Consider the following 22,197-nt stretch of genomic DNA (forward strand, 5'->3'; position numbering starts at 1 on the left):
AACTTTAAATTTTATAAATTATTTCATTTCTGCCTGGGCAACTACAGTAGTGTCTTTGCTCATTGCATTTGTTGAATCCTTTGTTTGTGTTGCTCCAGCTTCAGTTGCTTTTGCTTCTGCAACTGCATTTTTGACCGCTAATACAATAGTTTTTGGCGAATTTTCTTTTAACCATGCTTTGTATTCTTCTGGTGTGTCAACAACAATTTTCATTTGCATATTGTAATGAGATGCACCGCAAATTTTGTTACACAACAATAAATAATCAAAGGTGTAAGGATCGAGAGCTGGTTCACCTTTGGCAACTAAATCAACACTTTTCTTAGCTCTGATATTATTGATGTTGGCAACCTTTTCAACCATATTCGGGTTTTCTCTCATTTCAGCAGTAGTAAGTGATGGAATGAATGAGAAGTTGGTTACCATACCCGGAACACAGTTCATTTGGGCTCTAAAGTGTGGCATGTAAGCAGAATGCAATACGTCTTGTGAGCGCAATTTGAATATAACTCTTGTTCCTTTTGGGATATGTAATTCCGAGGAAGTAAAGTCATCCTGTGCATTTGGATCTGATAAATCTACTCCTAAATTATTTACACCTTCAATATATCTTACATTGGCTTTCCCTAATACATCGTCTTTACCAGAATATCTTGCTTCCCATTTAAATTGTTGTGCGTACAATTCGATAACAATCGCATCTTTTTCATCTTTTTCATCCACAAACATAATATTTGTCCAAGCATACAATCCGTAAAGAATTAATACTGCTAAAACAATAGCTGGAATGACGCTCCAGATAAATTCTAATTTATTACTATCTGCAAAATAAAGCGCTTGCTGTCCTTGTCTTCCTCTGTATTTGAAGGCAAAGTAATGCAATAAGGCTTGTGTAATAGTTTGTACGATGAAGATAAGAAGCATAGTGATAACCATCAGATTATCAAGTTGCGGTCCGTGTTCCGAGGCTGAATCACCAATTAAAGGGAATTTTCCATAATAAACAAGACACCAAATTGTTGTCAGGTAAATGAAAACCAAGAAACCAAACATCAAGTAACCATTTACTTTATTATCATTATCAGTTGCAACGGGACTGTCATTAACAACTACTCCGACTTGTGTTAAGTCGAATATCTTTGTTAACTGCCACAAGGCTACTGCCAATAAAACTACAACTATAAGTACCAAAAGAGTTGTCATTTGTAATTTACTTTAAATATTAATAATGAAAATGTTTACTTTCTTCAATGAAAGGATTACGTTTTGGAACCAAAGGTGCTTTTGTTAAAGCGTCGAATACCACGTAAATGAATAATCCAAAGAAAAATAATAGCGCTGATACTTCAGGAATTCCGATAAACCATCTGTCTCCAACTGTTCCCGGCATAATCATATTGAAGAAATCGATATAATGTCCAGCTAAAATTACGATCCCACCCATAACAACAATCCAATAAATACGTTTGAAATCGGTATTAATTAAAAGTAAAATTGGGAATACGAAATTCATGAAAAACGCACCAAAGAATGGTAAGTTATACAGTTCAATTCTTGTTTTGAAATACGTAACCTCTTCTGGAATGTTAGCATACCAAATCAACATAAATTGGGAAAACCATAAGTAGGTCCAAAAAACGCTAATACCAAACATAAATTTTGACAAATCATGAATATGGCTAGAATTTACATTTTCTAAATATCCTTTAGATTTTAAATAAATCGTTACCAGTTGAATCACAGTAATACCACTTACAAAGAAGCTGGCAAAAACATACCATCCAAAAAGTGTACTGAACCAGTGAGGATCTATAGACATAATCCAATCCCAAGCCATAATAGATTCAGAAACTATGAAGAATACTAAAAATGCCGCTGACATTTTGAAGTTCTTTTTGTAGAAAACATCATCATTAGCTTCGTCTTGAGCCAAGCAATTTTTTCTAGATAAATAACGGTATACATTCCAACCTAACAAGAATATCGCTGCTCTAGAAATCCAAAAAGCAAAATTCAAATAGCCTGATTTACCTGCGATTATTTCGTCATAATTAGGACTAGTTGGGTCCGTAACTCCCTCTTTCATCCACACAAATAAATGGTTAAGATGGAATCCGGATACTAATAAAAATACAAAGAAGATAATCGATATTACTGGTAAGTAAGCCGTAATTCCCTGCATTACTCTAAACAATACCGGAGACCAACCTGCTTGTGCCACTTGTTGAATGCCATAGAATGCTAAAACACCCATTGTTAGTAACAAGAAGAATATAAGTGCAACATATACTGCTGCCCATGGTTTATTTTGTAATTGATGAAAAACGTGTTCAACATGTTCTGCGTGCTCAACAGCATGTGCTTCCGCATTATTTTCAGCGTGTTCTGCATGAGCTGGTTCAGCTACTGCTGCAGCTTCTATAGTATCTTTAGCAATTGTATCATGAGTAGTTTCAGCTACTGCTTCCTCGTGCTCAACAGAAGTAGAGTGTTCAGTTGCTTTAGCAGTTTCTTCGTGAGTTGCAGCTGCTGCTTCGTGAGATGCTGCTCCTGTCGCTTCGTGAGTTGCTGCTGCTTCATGTCCGCCTTCATGGTGAGCTTCTTCTTCTTTTAGAATCTTCTCTATATCTTGAACAGTTTTTGGTGCAGTTAAAAAACCATAACCAATCCCAAGAATACCAACGATCATTAGGACAAAAGAAAAGGTTTTTAATTTACTTGAAAATGTATACATATCTATAACAATCTGTTTGTTCTACAATTATAATTTGCTTTTAAGTTCAAGAACATAAGCAGCAACCATCCAACGCTCTTGTTGATTCAATTGGTTTGCGTAAGAACCCATTGAATTTAATCCGTATGTTTCAACATGGAAAATACTTCCTATTGTGATTTGTCTGTCTTTGTAATTTGGTACACCAAGAAGTTTTTGCTGTTTCACTAATTTCCCCATTCCGTTTCCAGCTTCTCCATGACAAATAGCACAATAAATACCATATAATTCTTCTGCTTTTTTCATATCAACTACTGTTGAATCAAGCGGTGATGTTGTAATTGTTTTAGAGAAGTCATATCCTTCTGTTGTATTCGGAATTCCGTAAGGAACAAATCCTCTTTTGATTGATCCGTCTGGCGGAAGTTGACCTTCTTTCCCTTTTAAGCCTGTTGGCGAATTAAAAGCATCAGATTCAGAATAGGTTTCATAAGCCACCGATTCGTACATGTTTGGCATATATTGGTAGTTTGGTTTCAAATTATCTTTACAAGACGAAAAGGAAACAACGATACCTAATACAAATGCTATTTTAAGTAAACTTTTCATATCTATATTAATGCTTATCAATTTCAACTACTTTAACTTCTACTGCGCCTGTGTTTTTTAGGAACTTCAACAATTCTTCTTCATTATCTTTTACGGATACTTCCATTAAGAAATGGTCATCAGTTGTTCTAACATCCGGATTTTCAGCTTGTTTGAATGGCCATAATCTACTTCTCATATAAAAAGTAATAACCATTAAATGCGCTGCAAAGAATACGGTCATCTCAAACATAATTGGCACAAACGCCGGCATATTTTGATAGTAGGCAAAACTTGGTTTACCTCCAATATCTTGTGGCCAATCCTGAATCATAATATAATTCATCATGGTCGTAGCTACTGTCAAACCAATACATCCATAGATGAATGCGCAAATTGCTAAACGTGTTGGTTCAAGTCCCATTGCTTTATCCAAACCATGGACTGGAAATGGTGTAAAAACTTCTTCAATATGGTGATGCGCTTTTCTGGTTTGCTTTACAGCATCCATTAAGATATCATCATCATTGTATATTGCGTGTATAACTTTATTACTACTCATAGCAATTATTAATGTTTATCTGAATGATTGTGACCTTCTAATTCTCTTTGTCTCTTAAAATTTTCTCCTGAAGATTTCAATATTGTTTTAACCTCTGCTTGAGCAATCACTGGGAAAGTTCTAGCATATAAAAGGAATAATACAAAGAAGAAACCTATTGTTCCGATAAAAATTCCAATATCTACAAATGTTGGTTGGAACATTGTCCATGATGATGGAAGATAATCTCTGTGTAATGAGGTAACGATAATTACGAAACGCTCAAACCACATCCCGATGTTTACTACAATCGAGATAATGAAAGAGAACATAATACTTGTTCTTAATTTCTTGAACCACATAAACTGAGGAGAAAATACATTACATGTCATCATCGACCAATAAGCCCACCAGTAAGGTCCGGTAGCTCTGTTTAAGAATGCATATTGTTCAAATTCAACTCCGGAATACCAAGCGATAAATAACTCCGTAATATAAGCAACACCTACGATAGAACCTGTAATCATGATTACAATGTTCATTAATTCGATATGTTGTATGGTGATATAATCTTCAAGATTTGATACTTTTCTCATAATGATAAGCAAGGTGTTTACCATCGCGAATCCAGAGAATACCGCTCCTGCAACGAAGTACGGAGGGAAAATCGTAGTATGCCAACCCGGTACAATCGAAGTAGCAAAGTCCATACTTACAATCGTGTGAACCGAAAGCACCAATGGTGTTGCTAAACCTGCAAGAACTAAAGAGACTTCTTCAAAACGTTGCCAGTCTTTAGCTCTTCCACTCCATCCAAAACTTAATATAGAGTAAATCTTTTTACTAAAAGGTGTTATTGCTCTATCTCTAAGCATTGCAAAGTCAGGTAACAATCCTGTCCACCAGAAAACCAATGATACAGAAAGATAGGTTGAGATTGCAAATACGTCCCAAAGCAATGGTGAGTTAAAGTTTACCCAAAGTGATCCAAATTGATTTGGAATTGGCAATACCCAATACGCTAACCAAGGACGACCCATGTGAATAACCGGAAATATAGCCGCTTGGATTACAGAGAAAATAGTCATCGCTTCTGCAGAACGGTTAATTGCCATTCTCCATCTTTGACGAAATAATAATAACACGGCAGAGATAAGCGTTCCGGCGTGACCAATACCTACCCACCAAACGAAGTTAGTAATATCCCAAGCCCAACCAACTGTTTTATTCAATCCCCAAGTTCCAATACCTGTAGAAATGGTATAAATGATACAGCCAATTCCCCAAAGGAAAGCTATTAATGCAATAGTAAATACAGTCCACCACTGTTTGTTAGCTCTTCCTTCAATTGGAGCAGCTATATCTACAGTTATATCGTGATATGATTTTTCACCTATAACTAATGGTTTTCTAATGGGTGCTTCGTAATGAGACGACATATTCCTTTATTTCTTAATTAATATTTTTATACTACGTATTTCTAACTTTAACGTGATAAAACACATTTGGTTTTGTACCAACACTTTCTAATAAATGGTACATTCTTTTATCTTCGGATAGTTTTGTAACTTGATCTTCTTTATTATTAACATCTCCAAATACCATAGCTCCTGTTGAACAAGCTGCTGAACATGCAGTTTGGAATTCATTAACGGCTACTTCTCTTCCTTCGCGTTTTGCTGTTAAAATAGTCGACTGTGTTTTTTGAATACACATAGAACATTTTTCCATAACTCCACGTGAACGAACGTTTACATCCGGGTTAAGAACCATACGTCCTAAATCATCATTCATATTGAAATCAAATTCGTCGTTGTTGTTATATAAGAACCAGTTAAAACGACGCACTTTATATGGACAGTTGTTTGCACAGTAACGAGTACCGACACATCTGTTATAAGCCATTTGGTTTTGACCTTGACGACCGTGTGAAGTTGCTGCCACAGGGCAAACCGTTTCACAAGGAGCATGATTACAATGCTGACACATTACGGGTTGGAAAGATACTTGTGGATTATCCGCTGGATTTTCCATTTCACCAAATCCTCCTAACGATCCTTTTTCGCCAAATAAACCATCAAAGTTTTCTTTTTTCTCGTTGTCTTCAGCAAACGTTTCTTCAGATGAATAGTATCTGTCAATACGCAACCAATGCATATCACGACTTCTTCTGATTTCTGTTTTTCCAACAACCGGAACGTTATTTTCAGCATGACAAGCAATAACACAAGCTCCACATCCGGTACAAGCGTTCAAGTCAATTGAAAGATTAAAATGATGTCCAACTGAACGATCAAATGAATCCCATAAATCTACAGATGTTGCCGGAACTTCTTTGTGGTCTAAAGAAACCATAGGAATAGTATTCCATTCTTTAGCATCTTTAGTATTGAAAATAGTTAAGTTTGTTTCTTTGATAATATCGCCTCTTCCCATCAACGTTTTTTGTGACTGAACACAAGCGAACTCATGTTCTCCGCTTGCTTTGGCGATAGAAGCTGATTGTACATTGTTGAACCCTGCGTAGAATGCATAAGCATTAAGACCAACTTGCATTTCTTCTTTTAATGCAACTTTTTTACCATAACCTAAAGCTAAACCTAAAGTCCCTTTAGCTTGTCCTGGTTGGATTATAACTGGAACTTTTTCCAATTTTATTCCATTTACCGTAAGTGTTGCATAACTTCCGTTAAGTCCACCATTAGCAACGATTTTATTTTCAAAACCTAATGCTTTATCTCTAGCGTCTGCTGGAGAAACAGTAACATAGTTATCCCAAGCCACTCTTGTAATTGGATCCGGAAACTCTTGTAACCATGGATTGTTAGCTTGCTGACCATCACCTAAACCTGTTTTAGTATACAATACCAATTCAAATCCGTTTGCTGGTTTTGATTGTGCCAAAGCGTTTGCCGCAGCAGCATATTCTGCTGAACTTGCAGAAGCTCCGCTAGAAGCTCCAACTGCAACACCATCGTGAACCGTTTGGTTCCATGAAGCACCATTTGTATATGATGCAGCATTTGCTTTTAGGTAGTCATAATAATCAGCACTGTTTCCATTCCATGATAATAGTGCTTCCTGGAATTGTTTTGAGCTGAATAATGGACGAATTGTTGGTTGTGTCAAAGAATACGTTCCTTTGGTCAACATTAGATCGTTCCAAGTCTCTAAATAGTGAGGTGCTGGTACTGCAATAGTTGTGATTGAAGCTGTTTCATCTTCTCTTAAAGAAAAGGCAGCCGATAATTTTACTTTTTTCAATCCGCTTACAAATTTAGCACTATCGGCTAAAGTGTAAACTGGATTTACGCCACTCATAATTAATGTATGAACACTTCCTGCATTCATATCAGCAACTAATTGAGCTACTTTTTCGTTAGAACCTTTTCTAATTTGACGTGTCCCGATAGTCGAAAATGCTTCACTAGCTATAGCTTGATTGATAGCTAAAACTAATAATTGTGCATTTTTATCTTGAATACCTGAAACTAAAAGTCCTTTGGTTCCGGCAGCTTTTAATTGTTGTGCTGCTTTCGTAACTACATCTTCGTTAGCAACTTTTCCGGTTGGTACCGCAGATCCTGTAATTAGATTATATATTTTAACTAAAGCTTGTTTTTGGTTAGCAATTGTCATTGGAACACGCTTATCAGCTGCAGCTCCAGACAAAGTCATGTTTGCTTCAAACTGATAGTGCTTTGACATTTTTCCGGCTTGAGGAACTCTTCCTTTTGCATAACCAGAATCATAACTTCCACCTTGCCAATCTCCTAAAAAGTCAGCATCAAGAGAAACTATAGTATTTGCTTTTGAAAAATCATAATCTGCCAAAGCTCTTTCTCCATAAACTGCTTCGAATGCATCTAATGCAGCCGATTCAGAAACAGCATCATAAACAACATGTTTTGCTGTTGGGTTTTTAGCGATAAATTCAGCGATTAACTTTTCAGTTGATGGACTTGCTAATGTATTTGTCAATAAAACAACTTGTCCACCTTTAGCTTTTGCATCCGCTAAACTTGCTTTTATTTTCAAATCAGCTTCTTGCCAAGTAGCGTCTTTTTGAGCAACCTTGGTTATTTTCAAACGCATACTATCATATAATGATAATACAGAGGCATGAACTCTTGCATTGGCAGCGAACTTCGCGCCGGTAATAGTGTTGTTTTCTATTTTAATTGGACGTCCTTCACGGGTTTTTACTAATAAATTAGCAAAGTCAAAACCATCAAACATAGAAGTCGCATAAAAATCAGCAACACCTGGAATGATTTGTTCCGGTTGCAAAACGTAAGGAATCGATTTGTGTACTGGACCTTCACAAGCTGCTAATGTTGCAGCTGCAGTTGTAAATCCAACGTATTTCAAGAAATCACGACGAGTAGTTGAAGAAGAAGATAATGCATCTTTGTCAGATAAAAATTCGTCAGTTGGAATTTCCTCTACAAATTCATTATTTCTAAGCGCCTCAACAATAGAACTATTTTCGTTTAGTTCCTCAACACTTTTCCAGTATTTTTTGTTCGATGACATCGTATATAAATATTAGCTTCTTAAATTATTTTATTAGTAGTGGCACTTACCACATTCGATTCCTCCCATTTGTGCTGCAGTCAATTTGTCTACACCATAACGTTTTGAAAGTTCATCGTGAATTTTTGTGTAATAGGCATTCCCTTCCATTTTCACATCGGTCTCTCGGTGACATTTAATACACCAACCCATAGTTAATGGAGCAAATTGTTTTTGGATTTCATAAGTCTGAACCGGACCGTGACATTTTTGACATTCAATTCCAGCCACCGTTACGTGTTGTGAATGATTGAAATAGGCAAAGTCAGGTAAGTTATGAATTCTAACCCATTTCACTGGACTAGTTTTTCCGGTATATTTTGAACCGTCCCAACCTACTGCTGTGTATAATTTTTTAATTTCTCCATCGTAGAATGCTTTAGAGTATTCTGGCGTTGCTGTAGTATCTGAAACCTCAGCAATATTTTTATGACAGTTCATACAAACATTCAAGGATGGAATACCTGCGTGTTTGCTGACTCTTGCTGAAGAGTGACAATATTTACAATCGATACCATTGCTTCCTGCGTGGATTCTGTGAGAGTAATGTATTGGTTGAATTGGTTCGTAATCCTGATCAACACCAATTTGCATTAAGAAACCGTACACAAAAAATCCACTCGCTAATAATAAGAATATAGCAGAAACTAAAACCAAAAATTGATTTTTGGCAAATGCTTTCCAAATCGGTAATCTGGCTTCTTTTTCAGCAACTTCAATACCATTTGCTTTGGCAACCTTAGTCAAAACATTGTTCACAAAGAACAACATGACAACCAACATCAACAACACTAAACACAAAGCACCAAGAATAACATTATTGGAAATTCCACTATTGTCGACTCCTGTTCCAGGTACACCAACAACTCCAGGTGGTTTTACAGGTTCTGGTTTTGGCTCATCTGTATACGCTAAAATATTATCTACATCTTGTTTAGACAATTGAGGAAACGCAGTCATTACTGACTTGTTATATTCATTAAATATTTTAACGGCATCTGCATCACCTGACTTAATCATGGCAGAGCTATTGGCAATCCATGGATAAAACCATTCTCTGGCATGACGACCCGTAACACCTCTTAATGCTGGACCAGTCATTTTTCTGTCCAGATTGTGACAAGCTGCACAATTAGCGTTAAACAATGCTTTTCCTGCTACTGCGTCGCCTCCAGCAGTTGCAGCTGGTGCTGCTGTGGCTGTTGCAGTTGCTGGTGTAGCGGCTGCTGGCGGAGTTGCTTGTGAAAATGAAGTGAAGGAGAATGTTAGCATTAGAGCTAAACTGTAGATTATTTTCCTTGAAATCGAATTATGGTTACCCACTTTTTTCATATAATAAGTAATTATCGTCTATTGTTGGCATGATTTTTTCTGACGGTTTTCGGCTAAAAATCGACGCTTTATTAAAAACTTGCACAAAAATACGACTTATGAACTATTCTCAAAACCTTAAATATATCTTAAATATCAATTTATATTAATTCTAAATAATGTTTTGACTGCAGTTTAATTCTATTAGTTTTACATTTGTATAAAAATCAAACAATTATGACCTTTTTAAAAAAAATAAAATTCTTTTTCGCCATTGTTACTCTTGTGTTTATATCTCAAAAAAGCTATAGTCAAGCGGCAAAAGTAAGTATAAGTCAAGATCCGAAGTTTGAGCAGCTTTTAAACGAAAAAAGAAAAATAAACAGTTCCATAACGATAAATGACCGCTATAAAATTCAGATTTTTAACGGTGATACTGAAAATTCTAAAAAAGCCTTGCTTGATTTTAAAAGAGAAAACAAAAATATTGATGCTACTATTGTTTTCAGCACGCCATTATATAAAGTTTGGGTAGGTAATTACAAAACCCGAATTGAAGCTGAAAAAAACCTCAACGATTTAAAGAAAAAATATCCGAATGCGTTTTTGATTAAACCGAATAAATAGATTCCCGCCTGCGCGGGAAAGACAGAATAGAGTTAAATAAAAAAATCCCGATTGCTCGGGATTTTCATTTATTACTTCATCTTTTTCTTCACTTCTACTTCCTGGAAAGCTTCAATTAAATCAAGTTGTTCAATTTCGTTGTAATTCTTAATCTGCATACCACAATCATATCCTTTAGCAACATCTTTCACATCGTCTTTAAAACGTTTCAGCGTAGCCAATTCACCTGTGAAAATAACAACGCCTTCACGAATAATTCTGATTTTAGAATTTCTAAAGATTTTACCATCGGTAACCATACATCCTGCAATAGTTCCCACTTTAGATACTTTGAAAATCTCTCTGATTTCTGCTGTACCGGTAACTTCTTCCTTCATTTCTGGGGAAAGCATTCCTTCCATCGCGTCTTTCAAGTCGTTGATAGCATCGTAAATAATAGAATAACTTCTGATATCGATTTCTTCTTTTTGTGCTAACTGACGGGCATTTCCAGCTGGACGAACATTAAATCCGATGATAATCGCATCAGAAGCTGAAGCCAACATCACGTCAGTTTCGGTAATCGCTCCAACACCTTTATGGATAATATTGATTTGGATTTCATCCGTAGACAATTTAGAAAACTCGCTCGAAAGTGCTTCTACAGAACCGTCAACGTCTCCTTTAAGGATGATATTCAATTCTTTAAATTGACCTAAAGCAATACGACGACCAATTTCCGCTAAGGTAATATGACGCTGTGTTCTAACCGATTGCTCACGCATTAACTGTAAACGTTTCGTTGCAATTTGTTTTGCTTCTCTTTCGTCTTCAAATACGTTAAATTTATCTCCAGCCGTTGACGCACCATCCAAACCTAAAATAGATATTGGTGTTGATGGTCCGGCAGTCATAACGGTATGTCCTCTTTCATCATGCATGGCTTTCACTTTTCCGTGATTTTTTCCTGCCAATACATAATCTCCTACTTTCAAAGTTCCGGATTGTACCAATATTGTTGATACATATCCTCTTCCTTTGTCTAATTGTGCTTCCACAACAGTTCCAACAGCAGGTTTATTTGGGTTTGCTTTTAAGTCTAATATTTCAGCTTCAAGCAATACTTTTTCTAATAATTCTTTTACGCCTGTTCCTTTTTTAGCAGAGATATCATGCGATTGGTATTTTCCACCCCAATCTTCTACTAATAAATTCATCGCGGCTAATTTCTCCTTAATCTTTTCAGGATTAGCGCCTTGTTTATCAATCTTGTTAATCGCAAATATCATCGGAACATTAGCAGCTTGCGCGTGGCTAATCGCTTCTTTGGTTTGTGGCATGATGTCATCATCCGCAGCAACCACAATAATAGCAATATCGGTAACTTGAGCACCACGAGCACGCATCGCGGTAAACGCTTCGTGACCCGGTGTATCAAGGAAAGTTATTTTTTGTCCGCCTTCAAGCGTAACGGCATAAGCACCGATGTGTTGTGTAATTCCACCTGATTCTCCTGCGATTACATTTTCGTTACGAATATAATCCAGCAACGATGTTTTACCGTGGTCAACGTGACCCATTACGGTTACGATTGGTGCACGAGATACTAAATCTTCTTCTTTATCTGCGACAATTTCTATCGAATCTTCAATGTCTGACGTAATGAATTCAACCTCAAAACCAAACTCGTCAGCAACTATTGATAGCGTTTCCGCATCCAATCTTTGGTTCATGGTTACCATGATTCCAAGTGACATACATGTTCCAATTACTTTTGTAATAGGAACATCCATCATGGTTGCGACTTCACCAACCGTAACGAATTCTGTTACTTTGATTGTTTTACTTCCTTCGTCTAATGCTTGTTGCTCATCTTCTGAACGTTGACGGTGCGTATCACGCTTGTCTCTTCTATATTTTGCCGCTTTAGATTTGTTTCCTTTTCCTTGAAGACGCTCTAAAGTTTCTTTAATTTGATTTTTAACTTCTTCTTCCGTTGGCTCTACTTTTTGAACTATTGCAGGACGATTTCCTTTTTGGAATCCGCCGCCGCCTGGTTTTGCTCCACCTGGTTTGTTTGGTCCAAAAGCATTTCCTCCGCCTCCGCCACCAACAACAGGTTTCCCTGGTTCTGGTTTGCCCGGAATTCTTTTTCTTTTATTTTTATTGGCATTCGCATTCGCAGCTTGTTGAGCAGTTTGCCCAGTTGCCGGAGTTGCAGGTTTGTTAGCGTCTTTTTTAAACTCCTCTTTTTTCTTTTTGGGTTTATTAAATTGCGCTAAATCTATTGTTTGTCCAGTATGTACTGGTCCGGTAAGATTTTGATATTGTGTTGTATGCGTTTCATCAATTAGTTCTTCAGCAACTGGCGCAACTAGTTTTTCTTCTTTTGGAGTAACAACTGGTGTTTCTTCTTTTTTATTGCTAACTTCTTTCTTTTGCTTCGGCTGTTCGCTGTCGCTCGAGCCAATAACTGGCTTTGCTGGTTGAACCGGAGCAGCTGGTGCTTTAGGCTCTAAGTCGATTTTGCCAACTTGCTTTGGAGCTGTTATCGTTGCTTTCGCTTTAATCAACTCTTGTTGTTGCTGACGTTCTTCGTCTTGCTTGCGTTTGTCTTCGATTTCTTTTTCTCTTTCAATTCGAAGCGCTTCTTTTTCTTTTCTGATTTCTTCGCTTACACCTTTTGAGGCTTCTTTATTCCCTTTGTCACCGGCAAACTGTCCACAAAGAATAGAATATACATCATCGGAAACTTTTGTGTTTGGATTTGCCTCAATGACAATTCCCTTATCTTTAAGATAATCCACAGCTCTTTCCAAAGAAATATTTAATTCCCTTAAAACTTTATTAATTCTAATATTTCCTTCAGACATAAAATCTTATTAATGTTATCTATTGTGCGTTAAAAGATTAGTCCTGAAACTCTTCTTTTAATATTCTTATTACTTCTAAAATGGTTTCTTCTTCTAAATCGGTTCTTCTCACTAAATCAGCAACATCTTGATTCAAGATACTTCTTGCCGTATCCAATCCGATTTTTGCAAATTCGTCGATTACCCAACCATCGATTTCGTCTGAGAACTCTGTTAATTCAACATCATCTTCTTCAATAGCAGCACCTTCTCTGATTACGTCTAATTCGTAACCTGTTAAAAGTCCGGCCAATTTGATATTGTGTCCACCACGACCAATAGCTTTCGAAACTTCTTCTAATTTCAAGAAAACTTCGGCTCTTTTTTTCTCTTCGTCAATTTTAACTGAAGATACTTTTGCAGGACTTAATGCTCTTGTGATATAAAGCTGCAAATTAGTAGTGTAGTTGATTACGTCAATATTTTCGTTTCCTAATTCGCGAACAATTCCGTGAATTCTTGAACCTTTCATACCAACACATGCGCCAACAGGATCAATTCTGTCATCATAGGAATCCACCGCTACTTTTGCTTTTTCACCTGGAATTCTAACTACATTTTTAATCATAATTAAACCATCGAAAACTTCTGGAATTTCTTGTTCAAATAATTTTTCCAAGAATTTATCTGCCGTTCTCGACATGATAATTTGCGGTTTATTTCCTTTCAATTCAACGCTTTCGATGATTCCGCGAACGTTATCTCCTTTACGGAAAAAGTCAGATGGAATTTGTTTTTCTTTTGGTAAAACAATTTCATTTCCTTCGTCATCAATTAAAATAACTACTCTTGGACGAACATGGTGTACTTCCGCAGTATAAATTTCACCTATTAAATCTTTAAATTGTTTGTAAAGATTAGTGTTATCGTGTTCGTGAATTTTAGAAATCAGGTTTTGACGCAAAGCTAAAATAGCTCTTCTTCCTAAATCGATTAATTTTACTTCTTCAGAAACTTCTTCACCTATTTCAAAATCGGCTTCAATTTTTCTTGCTTCTGTTAATGTAATTTCTTCATTTTCCAGATCTAGATCATCGTCAGCAACGATTACTCTTCTTCTCCAGATTTCCATATCACCTTTATCAGGATTGATAATGATATCAAAGTTATCATCAGAACCGTATTTCTTTTTCAATGCGTTTCTAAATACATCTTCCAAAATCGCCATAAGCGTTACCCTATCAATAAGTTTATCGTCTTTAAACTCTGAAAACGAATCGATTAATGCAATATTCTCCATGCCTAATTTAATTAAATATTATTGTAACAATTGCTTCTTTTATATCTGAGTAAGGAATCTCTCGTTTGTGTTGAACCGTTTCTTTTCCTTTCCCTATTTTCTTTGGTTCTCTTGCCGTCCAGGAAAGCGTAATGCTTTCATCTGAAACCTGCTCTAATAGTGCTTCTATAGTTTCGGTAGCTGTTTTTACTTTTAATGTTCTTCCAATATTTTTTCGATATTGTCTAACCAGTTTTAATGGTGTTGAAACTCCGGCCGAAGCTACTTCTAATGCGTAATCTTGTTCTTCCCGGTCTAAATTAGTATCAATTGCCCGACTTATATCGATACAATCCTGCAAATTTACACCATTATCTCCATCTAAAGTTACTATTATCTTGAATGTTTCGGTAACCGTTAAATCTACCAAAAACAATGAAGGTCTTTCCTTTAACCCTTCTTCCAATAACTCTAAAATTTTATCTCTAAATGCCATAGTTGTATAAAAAGAGGGAAGCATTGCTTCCCTCATTATTTAGTTTAAATGGTAAATAACGGTGCAAATATAGTTATTTTTTTATAAATCAAAAATTGTTGTCGTATCAAAAAAAAAATAATATCTTTATTGTGTTAATCCAATCCAAAATTTACTTTTTATATTATGAAAAAAATCTTAGTTCCTACAGACTTTTCAAATCATGCTCATTACGCACTAAAAGTTGCCTCGCAAATTGCTCGAAAAAATGGTGGTGAAATAATATTACTACACATGTTAGAATTACCGCATCAAGCAGGTGATGCTATTGGAAGCGGTCATGATTTACCTGAAATCATGCTTTTTAAAAATGCCGCAATCAACAGATTGGAAGATTTGATGGATGATGAATGTTTAGATGGATTAAAGGTTTCCGAAATTATTCAATTTGAATTGGCATTTGACGGAATACTTAAAGTAAGTGAGAAAAATGATATTGACTTAATTGTAATGGGTTCACATGGAGCAAGCGGATTTAAAGAAATGTTTATTGGTTCAAATGCAGAAAAAGTAGTTCGTAATTCGGTAGCGCCTGTTTTAATTATCAAAAAAGAAGTTGAAGAGTTTAATGTATCTAAATTTGTTTTCGCTTCTGACTTCACTGACGAAATAAAAAAACCTTTTGCTAAAGTAGTTGAATTCGCTAACAAATTTGGCGCAGAATTAGAATTAGCGATGATTAATACGCCAAGTACTTTTAAACCTACTCATGTTGCAAAAGAAATCATGAAAAATTTTGTTTCTAATTTCACCATCAATAAATATACTATCAATATTTATAATGATGTGAATGTTGAAAACGGAATATTACATTTTGCAGATCATATTGATGCCGATTTAATTGGAGTTAGCACACATGGCAGAAAGGGACTTTCACACTTTTTTAATGGAAGCATTAGTGAAGACTTGGTAAATCATTCTTTGCGTCCTGTGGTTACTTTCAAAATATAGTTGCTGTTTCTTAAAGTTATAAAAACAAAAAATCCTCTCAAATTGAGAGGATTTTTTGTTGGTCTACAAGGACTCGAACCTTGAAAGACTGCACCAAAAACAGTTGTGTTACCATTACACCATAGACCAGCTTTACTTCACGAAGCAATATTGTCAGCGGTGTTCAGTGAAACTGCCGTTTTGCTTAACGCGAGTGCAAATTTAGTACAAATTTTATTTTACACAAATAAATAACTATAAAAAATAAAAACTAACTCTGAAATCAATCCAATATGAATCACAATAAACTTGATAGTAGCACGTTATCCTATTTGAGAAAATTTTGTTCATGAGCGTTTCCTTGCGTTAAAAAAAATAGTTTCTTTGTACATTAAATAAAAACCTTCATTTCATATCTATATGATGAACTTTAACTTCGATAAGTGGAATACCATTTTAGGATGGACAACATTTACAATTGCCTTAATTACTTACTCGTTAACCGTTGAACCTACCATGAGCTTTTGGGATTGTGGAGAATATATCTCAACAGCCGCAAAATTGGAAGTTGGTCATCCACCTGGAGCACCATTGTTCCAAATTCTGGGAGCTTTCTTCGCCATGTTTGCCACAAGCAAAGAAACCATCGCTTTGATGGTAAATATGTTGTCTGTCTTTTCAAGTGCCTTTACTATTTTGTTTATGTTTTGGTCATCATCAATATTATTGCGAAAAATAGTTTCCCAATACACCGAAATTGATAGAAGCAAAGCAATTGTTATATTAGGAAGTTCTTTGGTTGGTTCATTAGCCTTTACTTTTTCAGATAGTTTTTGGTCAAGTGCGGTTGAGGCCGAAGTATATGCTATGGCATCATTATTAATTGCCCTATTGTTTTGGCTTGGATTACGATGGGAACAAGACATGCATACGCCAAGAGGCAATCGTTGGTTGTTGTTGATTTCATTACTGGTCGGACTTTCGTTTGGTGTTCACTTTATGGCATTATTGACCATTCCTGCTATTGGGTTTTTGTATTACTTTAAAAATTTCAAAACCATTACCATCAAGAATTTCATCATTGCTAACATTATAATTGTTGCCATTTTATTATTCATTTTCAAATTATTATTGCCGTATACATTAGCATTCTTTGGTAAAATGGAAATCTTTATGGTTAACAGCATTGGATTGCCATTCAACTCAGGAACTATATTTGCACTTCTATTGATTGTTGCATTCTTCTATTTTGGGTTAAAATACACCCGAGAAAAAGGGCATCCGTTTTATAACACCGGATTATTATGTGTTCTTTTTGTACTTATCGGTTTTTCTATTTGGATGATGTTGCCAATTCGCGCCAATGCCAATGTAGTTATCAATGAAAACAAACCTTCCGATGCAGCCGAAGTTTTAGCCTATTATAACAGAGAACAATATGGCGTAAACCCATTATTTTACGGCCCACAATACACAGATACTTTTGCCGGTTTAGATAAAGATGAACCTTATTTAGACAAAGCGCCCAACTATGAAAGAGATTATAAAACAGGGAAATATGTCATTGTAAACAACTATATCAAAGCAGAACAAAATAGTGACAATGCGCAAAAAGCAATTCTTCCCCGACTTTGGAGTACTGACCATATAGATAATTACATTCAGTTTACAGACGTTCCCAAAGTGGAACTAAATCAAAATTATCCTTATGAAGAAGACTTAGCTCAATATGGTGTTAACATCGATAGTTTAAGCGAAGAACAAGTTGCCATGGCAGTTGGTCAGTTAAAAGACGAAATGAGCAAAACTATTTCTGAATTTAAATCGGCTTACGCTCAGAAAAAAATTGACAACGAAGATTATGTTTCGTTCCTAAAAAAATACAGCGACTATATAATTGTGGAAAAACCATCGACTTGGGACAATTTAAGTTTCATGGTGGAATACCAATTTGGCTATATGTATGGAAGGTATTTGCTGTGGAATTTTGTTGGAAGACAAAATGATATTCAAGGAAAATATGACAATCTTGATGGCAATTGGTTAAGCGGAATTAAGTTTATAGACGAAATTCATCTTGGCAAAGGAACACAGGAAAACCTACCTGATGATGTTAAAAACAATAAAGGCAGAAACTTGTATTACTTCTTGCCATTCTTTATTGGTTTGATAGGATTGATGTATCATGCCCAAAAAGATTTAAAGAGTTTTTATGTGCTGCTAGCCTTGTTTTTATTCACCAGTATTGCCTTAAAAATATTCTTAAACGAAAGACCTTTTGAACCACGTGAGCGCGATTATGCACTAGTTGGTTCGTTCTATGTCTTTGCTCTTTGGCTTGGCTTTGGCGTTTACGCTATTTATGAAATCATATCCGAAAAATTAAAATCAAAATTGGTTGGACCAATTGTAATTGGAGCTTGTCTTTTGGCGGCACCTATTTTAATGGCTTCTCAAAACTGGGATGATCATTCTCGTGCCAAAAAATACACCGCAATTGCCATGGCAAAGAATTACCTCGAATCATGCGATCAAAACGCTATTCTGTATACTATTGGTGATAATGATACTTTCCCGCTTTGGTACGCCCAAGAAATTGAAGGCATCAGAACCGATATTAAAATCGTGAATACGCAATTGTTCATGACCGATTGGTATATTGACCAAATGAAATTCAAAACCTATAAATCGGACGGTTTACCAATATCATTCAAACATAGCGAGTATGTTGGGGATAAACTGGATTATGTTGCCCACATTCCAAAAACGGACGCGCGCTGGGAAATAAAAGCTTGGATTGATTTTATCAAAAACCCAAAATCAACAGTTGAAATGTCAAACGGACAAACCATCCATTTTTATCCAACGAATAAAATCAGGATTCCTATTGACAAAAGCAACATCATCAAAAACAAGGTAGTTAATCCGAAGTATTATGATTCAATTGTATCATACATCGACTTAGATATTAAAGGAAGTGCCATGTATAAAAACCGTTTGATGGCTTTAGATGTTTTGGCTAACAACGATTGGAAACGCCCAATTTATTTTACCGGTGGAAGCTTTGGCGATGACGATTATCTTTGGATGAAAGACTATCTTCAACTTGATGGATTGGTTTATAAATTAGTGCCAATAAAAACGCCTATCGATAAAGAAAACCCATACGACATGGGTGATATTGATAGCGATAAAATGTATGACTTAGTTATGAAATGGCGTTGGGGTAATGGCGACTTAACCTCCATCTATCACGATCCTGAAACTCGTAAAAACAGCATTTCGTACAGAACCAACATGGCGCGATTAATGGAAAAATTAATTAATGAAGGTAAAAAAGATAAAGCCAAAAAAGTCATCGATGTAGCTTTAAATAAAATGCCAATGGATTATTATGGTTATTACACCATGGTGGAACCATTTGCTGGCGGTTATTACGAACTTGGTGAAAAAGCCAAAGCCAGAGAATTATTAGAACGATTAATGACTAAATACAAACAAAATTTAACCTATTATTCCAATATTCAGCCGTCAATTCAAAACGGAATTGCCTCCGATATTATCACGGATATTGAACGTTATAGAAGTTTATTAATCGTAATGAAAGAACGCGGTGATGTAGCATTTTACAACAAAAATAAACCGGTTTTTAACTCTCTCGTACAACGATTTACCCGTTTCGGAAGAGATTTAGAATAACAAAAGACAAACCACATAGAAACATAGAAAAAAGGATTGGATAGGCCAATTGCTTCGCCAGTTCGCTATCGCTCGGGTCTTGGTTCACAAAGCTATGATTAACTATCTATAGTTAAACGTCTCAAGAATTTTCATAAAAACTATGGTTCTATATGGTTAAAAATAGAAATTAGAAAAACTATAAAATGTGTCATGTGAGAAATCATTTGACACATTTTTTTTATATTTAGCGTATGAGTTTCTGGGTGAAAATAAATTATTTTATCAAAAGGATTTTTCCAAATTATGTTTGGGATATTCCTAATCGTGAAAATAAAGTATTCCTAACTTTTGATGATGGTCCAACACCGGAAATTACCGAATGGACATTGGAACAGCTAAAAAAATACGAGGCCAAAGCCACTTTCTTCTGCATCGGAAACAACATTGAAAAACATCCGGAAATTTTCCAAAAAGTAATCCGAGAAGGGCACGCTATTGGCAATCACACTTTTAACCATCTGAAAGGATGGAAAACAGATACAGCTAAATATATTGTAAACACCCAACTTTGTCAATCTGCAATCTGCAATCACCAACCAGCAATCAATAATCTCTTTCGTCCGCCTTATGGGAAGATTAAACCTTCTCAATCCAGAATTTTACGGAAATTGGGCTACAAAATAATAATGTGGGATGTTTTAAGCATGGATTTTGATAAAACCATTACTCCTGAAGAATGCTTGGATAATGTTTTAAAAAATATAGAAAGCGGAAGCATCATTGTTTTTCACGATAGCCAAAAAGCGGAGCAAAACCTAAAATGTGTTTTGCCTAAAACGTTAGCTTTCTTAAAAGAAAAAGGGTTTGTTTGTGATAAAATTGATTATAGTTGCTCCTGAACCAATCCAATAATGGTATTTGCATCCAATTCTCCTGATTGTCTCCAAACCATTTGACCTTCTTTGTAAATCATCAAGGTTGGCAATCCTTTTATGCGAAGTGCATCAGCCAATTCCTGATTTTTATCTACATCAATTTTTATCACTTTTGCTCTATCACCAAGCGCAGCGGCTACATCTCGGATAACCGGATGCATAGAAACTGAAGATTCGTTCCACTCTGTGTAAAAGTCAATTAACACAGGCACTTGAGCATTGATTAATTCTCCAAATTTTGACATAAAACCAAAATGTTTTTAATTCTTTTTATAGCTTAAAAGAAATAGTAAAGCACAAATGTAGCATTTTTAACTAATTATGCTACTTTTTCTCCTTTTTTTAGTTCAAAAACAGTTATTTCAGGCATAATACCTACTCGTCCTGGATAGGCATGAAATCCAAAACCGCGGTTTACATAAATAGATCTTCCAAATTCTTCGTACAATCCTGCCCATTGTTTGTACATGTATTTCGCCAAACTCCATTTAAAATAACCCGGAATTTCTATTCCAAATTGCATTCCGTGTGTGTGTCCCGAAAGTGTCAACTGGATATTTTTTGGATGTTGCTTTATAATATATTCCCAATGACTTGGATCGTGACTCATTAGGATTTTAAAATCTGTTTCGGTTAAATTTTCAGAAGCTTTGTTTATGTCGCCAAATTCACCAAAGTGTTTTCCCCAGTTTTCTACGCCAATCAATGCAATCTCATCATTCCCTTTTTTGATTTTAACGTTTTCATTCATCATCAATTTAAAATCAATCTGGCGGTGTAAATCTTTTATGGCTTCAAAGTTTTCTGCTTTTGCTTTTTCCGATTTCCAATCTAAATAAGCACCATAATCATGGTTTCCTAAAATGGAATATTTCCCGTACTCGTATTTCTTTATTCCGTTAAAAATATCAATCCACGGATGCATTTCATCCGCTTTGGCATTCACAATATCTCCGGTAAACAATAACAAATCAGCTTCTTGCTCGTTGATTAAATCAATGGCATATCTAATTTTTTCTTCATTATCAAAACTACCGCTATGAATATCTGAAATTTGAGTGATTTTAAAACCCTCAAAGGCATCGGGTAAATCAGGAAAAAACAAGGTTTGTCGGATTACTTTGTAATTGTATTTTCCAATCGTCATTCCGTAAATCAAAGAAAGAAAAGGAACCGCTGCCAATCCTATGGCAACCTGACTAACAAATTTCCTTCTTTCGGGCAAAAAACTATCCGAATTATGACCCATAAAATGGGTAACTGTTCCCATTAAAAATCGGAAAACATCTTCCAAAAGCATTACAAATGTCAACACTATTTTTGGAAGCAAAACTAAAAGCAACAATCCTAAAGTAATTAAAGTCGTCTTGGTTTGTCCAACACTTCTATCAAACTTAAATAATTCATAAGTAATAAATACTATCGCTGCGAGTGAAATTACGGCATAGCCAATCAAAATCCATTTGGATTTAGTAACTGTTTTTATAGCTTGAAAAGCATACAACTCAACTATGGCGATGATTACGAAAAGAATTAGAAAGCGAAAACCCATTTTTAATTTTTTAACAAATTAACAAAGAAAGTTAATGCTATTGAAGTTATTAAATCTTTTTTAACATTGATTTAATTTCTATTGAAAAACAATCGGTCA

Annotated in this window: 16 protein-coding genes and 1 tRNA gene; 4 read left to right on the top strand and 13 right to left on the bottom strand. The window is 35.5% G+C overall.

Annotation, left to right across the window (positions count from 1 at the left end; translation table 11 throughout):
- Positions 1-18 precede the first annotated feature (18 nt).
- The 7 genes from RMN97_RS07060 to RMN97_RS07090 are packed head-to-tail and all read right to left on the bottom strand — an operon-like array spanning position 19 to position 9,749.
- A complete protein-coding gene (locus tag RMN97_RS07060; protein ID WP_309613819.1) occupies positions 19-1,203 on the bottom strand; it encodes a cytochrome c oxidase subunit II in 1,185 nt (394 codons plus the stop codon).
- Between the two features lie 19 nt (positions 1,204-1,222).
- Positions 1,223-2,734, bottom strand: coding sequence for a quinol:cytochrome C oxidoreductase (locus RMN97_RS07065; RefSeq protein WP_309613820.1), 1,512 nt, complete (start codon positions 2,732-2,734; stop codon positions 1,223-1,225).
- Between the two features lie 27 nt (positions 2,735-2,761).
- The gene (locus RMN97_RS07070; RefSeq protein WP_309613821.1) at positions 2,762-3,322 is read right to left on the bottom strand and encodes a cytochrome c; all 561 of its coding nucleotides are present in this window, start codon (positions 3,320-3,322) and stop codon (positions 2,762-2,764) included.
- 7 nt (positions 3,323-3,329) lie between these two features.
- A complete protein-coding gene (locus tag RMN97_RS07075; protein WP_309613822.1) occupies positions 3,330-3,863 on the bottom strand; it encodes a DUF3341 domain-containing protein in 534 nt (177 codons plus the stop codon).
- Positions 3,864-3,871: 8 nt separating this feature from the next.
- Entirely contained in the window at positions 3,872-5,281 is a 1,410-nt protein-coding gene (gene nrfD / locus RMN97_RS07080; protein WP_309613823.1) for an NrfD/PsrC family molybdoenzyme membrane anchor subunit, read from the bottom strand.
- A 31-nt stretch (positions 5,282-5,312) separates the two neighbouring features.
- Positions 5,313-8,378, bottom strand: a complete 3,066-nt coding sequence (locus tag RMN97_RS07085) for a TAT-variant-translocated molybdopterin oxidoreductase (RefSeq protein WP_309613824.1) — start codon at positions 8,376-8,378, stop codon at positions 5,313-5,315.
- Positions 8,379-8,411: 33 nt separating this feature from the next.
- Complete coding sequence (locus tag RMN97_RS07090; protein WP_309613825.1) at positions 8,412-9,749, bottom strand: c-type cytochrome; 1,338 nt, start codon at positions 9,747-9,749, stop codon at positions 8,412-8,414.
- A 216-nt stretch (positions 9,750-9,965) separates the two neighbouring features.
- Here RMN97_RS07090 and RMN97_RS07095 point away from each other — a divergent pair, with 216 nt between their 5' ends.
- Complete coding sequence (locus RMN97_RS07095; protein WP_309613826.1) at positions 9,966-10,355, top strand: SPOR domain-containing protein; 390 nt, start codon at positions 9,966-9,968, stop codon at positions 10,353-10,355.
- 71 nt (positions 10,356-10,426) lie between these two features.
- Here the strand turns inward: RMN97_RS07095 and infB are convergent, their stop codons facing one another.
- From infB to rimP, 3 genes are read right to left on the bottom strand one after another with little or no spacing between them, the layout of a single operon-like run.
- Positions 10,427-13,207 carry a translation initiation factor IF-2 gene (gene infB / locus RMN97_RS07100; RefSeq protein WP_309613827.1) on the bottom strand — a complete coding sequence of 927 codons (2,781 nt, stop codon included), beginning with the start codon at positions 13,205-13,207 and terminating at the stop codon, positions 10,427-10,429.
- Positions 13,208-13,244: 37 nt separating this feature from the next.
- Positions 13,245-14,486 (bottom strand): transcription termination factor NusA, encoded by a 1,242-nt coding sequence (gene nusA / locus RMN97_RS07105; RefSeq protein WP_136150830.1) that lies wholly within the window; start codon positions 14,484-14,486, stop codon positions 13,245-13,247.
- A 7-nt stretch (positions 14,487-14,493) separates the two neighbouring features.
- Complete coding sequence (gene rimP / locus RMN97_RS07110) at positions 14,494-14,961, bottom strand: ribosome assembly cofactor RimP (RefSeq protein WP_309613838.1); 468 nt, start codon at positions 14,959-14,961, stop codon at positions 14,494-14,496.
- 165 nt (positions 14,962-15,126) lie between these two features.
- On the opposite strand from rimP, the gene RMN97_RS07115 reads away from it, so the two are divergent.
- Positions 15,127-15,951: a universal stress protein gene (locus RMN97_RS07115; protein ID WP_309613828.1), complete on the top strand. Its 825-nt coding sequence runs from the start codon at positions 15,127-15,129 to the stop codon at positions 15,949-15,951.
- A 58-nt stretch (positions 15,952-16,009) separates the two neighbouring features.
- On the opposite strand, the gene RMN97_RS07120 is transcribed toward RMN97_RS07115, so the two are convergent.
- Positions 16,010-16,080: transfer RNA gene (locus RMN97_RS07120), tRNA-Gln, on the bottom strand.
- A 270-nt stretch (positions 16,081-16,350) separates the two neighbouring features.
- Between RMN97_RS07120 and RMN97_RS07125 the strand changes: the two genes are divergently transcribed.
- Complete coding sequence (locus RMN97_RS07125; RefSeq protein ID WP_309613829.1) at positions 16,351-19,629, top strand: DUF2723 domain-containing protein; 3,279 nt, start codon at positions 16,351-16,353, stop codon at positions 19,627-19,629.
- A gap of 233 nt (positions 19,630-19,862) precedes the next feature.
- Positions 19,863-20,510: a polysaccharide deacetylase family protein gene (locus tag RMN97_RS07130; RefSeq protein WP_309613830.1), complete on the top strand. Its 648-nt coding sequence runs from the start codon at positions 19,863-19,865 to the stop codon at positions 20,508-20,510.
- On the opposite strand, the gene RMN97_RS07135 is transcribed toward RMN97_RS07130, so the two are convergent.
- Positions 20,495-20,791, bottom strand: coding sequence for a co-chaperone YbbN (locus tag RMN97_RS07135; protein WP_136150834.1), 297 nt, complete (start codon positions 20,789-20,791; stop codon positions 20,495-20,497). The genes RMN97_RS07130 and RMN97_RS07135 overlap by 16 nt on opposite strands.
- A gap of 74 nt (positions 20,792-20,865) precedes the next feature.
- Positions 20,866-22,098, bottom strand: coding sequence for a metallophosphoesterase (locus RMN97_RS07140; protein WP_309613831.1), 1,233 nt, complete (start codon positions 22,096-22,098; stop codon positions 20,866-20,868).
- Positions 22,099-22,197: the final 99 nt, after the last annotated feature.

Origin of the sequence: Flavobacterium sp., from assembly GCF_031381455.1 — a bacterium.
In the GTDB taxonomy this organism is placed as follows: domain Bacteria; phylum Bacteroidota; class Bacteroidia; order Flavobacteriales; family Flavobacteriaceae; genus Flavobacterium.